Source organism: Fervidicella metallireducens AeB (assembly GCF_000601455.1).
In the GTDB taxonomy this organism is placed as follows: Bacteria; Bacillota; Clostridia; order Clostridiales; family Caloramatoraceae; genus Fervidicella; species Fervidicella metallireducens.
Genome location: NZ_AZQP01000100.1, coordinates 1 through 2,494 on the forward strand (window position 1 = coordinate 1; position 2,494 = coordinate 2,494).

A 2,494-nucleotide genomic window follows, 5' to 3' on the forward strand; every position below is an offset into this window, starting at 1 on the left:
GTATTTGTCAAGCGAAAAATCCCCCAAATTTCAGTTGAAAAATCCTCCACTTAAGTCAAAAAAATTATTGCTCTTTGAGCCACTCTTCAGTCTCTTTATACCTATATGAATTACCATTCATATTAACAATAAAAGCTTTATGTGTAAGCCTGTCAATCATAGCTGCGGTCATAACAGGATCATGAAATATTTCATCCCATCGTTCAAAAGACAGGTTAGTTGTAATAATAGTAGATTTTCTACCAGCGCTAAGTGACAAATTTGTAAAAAGAAGCTCCGAGCCTTCCTTATCAAAAGAAATATATCCAAGTTCATCAGCTATAACTAAATCATACTTTTCAAACTTATTCTCGAATGCCCTTAAAACCTTTTGAGATCGGCTTTCCTTAAGTTGATTGACCAATATAGGTACTGTGGTATATAGTACTTTGTAGCCTGAAAGACATGCTTTTATTCCAAGCCCTATACCGAGATGTGTTTTACCAGTACCGGGATTACCAGCCAATATTACATTCTGACCACTTTTAATAAATTCTAATGATTTCAGAGTGTTATACTTCTTTTGAGCATCGCTTGGAAGATCACTAATGCTTAAATCTTCCAGATATTTTTTATACGGAAAATTGGCATATTTAATTCTATTATCCTTGGCTCTTTCTTGCCTTAAATCATTCTCCTTCATGAGTAAATTAAGCAAGAATTCCTCATATCCGATATCTTTTTGTATGGCCTCGTTAATCTCCTCCTCATAATATTTTCTAATACCTGGGAGCTTTAAAAGCTTCGTATATTCTGTAATATTTTTATGGATTTCTTTTTTATTCTTCAAATTTATGTTCATATAACTGCAACCTCCTTAATAAATTCTTCATCACCCATAGGAATCAAGTTCTTGAATTTATTTAGCATATCCTTTGATTTTTCAGTGATTCCAGAAGTATCATTTTCCACATAATTCATAGGGGAGCTATCATTATTTCTATTTACAATAGCTTTAATTTTTTCCGTGGAAATATCTAAAGGACTTATTTGCTTTAAGGTTTCAATTGCAGCAATTACTTCTTCTATACTTTTTTCACTAATCAAGAAAAGAAGCTCTACAAATTCCTTTTCTCTTTTGATATAATAACTATTGTAAATGTGTTGAAGTCTTGGATCGCTTGTTGCATTGCAGTGCTAGAAGCAAGTGCGCCAGGCTTCTTTTTTAATGTTTTAATGAAATGTTCAAGTTTTATACTCCATTCACAGAACCCGTATCTTCTATTATGTTCTGCAATTTTGATTTCATTGCAATAACATATTATTTTTGATGAATATATTTTTACTAATACTACTTTTCCAACAAATCTATCAGGAACAGAGTATCTACATGTGTCTACGGAAATGGTAGAATATTTATCTACTCTATGTTCTTCTATTCTTGCAGCATCAAACATAGGTATTCCGGGAAGCATATATTCCTTCTCAATATTAAGTATATCTAATGCTGTTTTATTGTCATTTTGCTTCTGTGGCTTAAGATTAAGCTTGTTGCAGGTGTTTTGTAAATATTCATTGGCTTCTTCGATTGAATTAAACCTATCTTTAAAAGCAAATGCCTTGCGTCTTACATATTCAACACTTCGTTCAACATGGCCTTTTTCATTACCAGCCCGGGCATTACAAAATCTGAATCTAAACCCGTAATAAATTGATAATTGCAAAAGTGCTTCAGTCGGTTCCTTTTCAGTAGGTCCAACAAATTTTTTAACCGCTACCTTCATGTTATCATATACAACCGTTCTGTATACCTTTCCAATGTGATCAAAGAAATAGGCATGTGATTCTTTAAAACAAGCAGTATCTTGTTTTGTAAATAGTCTTGAATATCTATAGTTTCCTTTAGCACTGGTGAATACTGCCATTTGCAAAGTCTTTAATTCACCGTTTATGTATAGCTTGGCTTCACCCCAGTCAAATTCACATACATCACCATATTCATATTCTGCTTTTATATATGCCTCAGCTCCTTCACTTAACAAATCTCTTATTGTATTACAAACTGTAGTATAGCTTATATCATAGCCTTCTTCTACTAATGCCTCATGAATGTCTATTTTTTTCTTTTGCTGTTTTGCTTGCCCACAAGAGCGTTTCTTCTCATTTTCACTTAAGTAAAATTTAATCCTTTCAATGATTTCATCTGTTAATTTAATTTTTGTTCTATTTGATGAATCATATTTTGGTGGTGATACAATGTCATCCATTAATAACCTGCTATTATCAATATTATCTGGATTCTTCAGAAGAGCGTTCCTACTTTCATTGTACTTATTAATATATTTTCTAATCGTTTTTCTATCTATTTTATACTCCCTTTCTATTTGCCTCTGTGATTTTCCATCAAGAAATGCTGCTATTATTATCTCTTGTTTTTGGTTCAGTGTAATCATCCCCTCATTACCTCCTCTTATGTAATTACATAAGAAGAGTATATTTTAAATGTGGGGGATTT

At 32.2% G+C, this 2,494-nt stretch carries 1 protein-coding gene and 1 pseudogene; both read right to left on the minus strand.

Features of this window, described 5'->3' with window-relative positions:
- Nucleotides 1–64: 64 nt before the first annotated feature.
- A complete protein-coding gene (istB, locus tag Q428_RS13695) occupies nt 65–841 on the minus strand; it encodes an IS21-like element helper ATPase IstB (protein ID WP_201769305.1) in 777 nt (258 codons plus the stop codon).
- A pseudogene (gene istA / locus Q428_RS13700) lies at nt 838–2,432 on the minus strand (IS21 family transposase). Before istA ends, istB begins: the two are co-directional and overlap by 4 nt.
- Nucleotides 2,433–2,494: the final 62 nt, after the last annotated feature.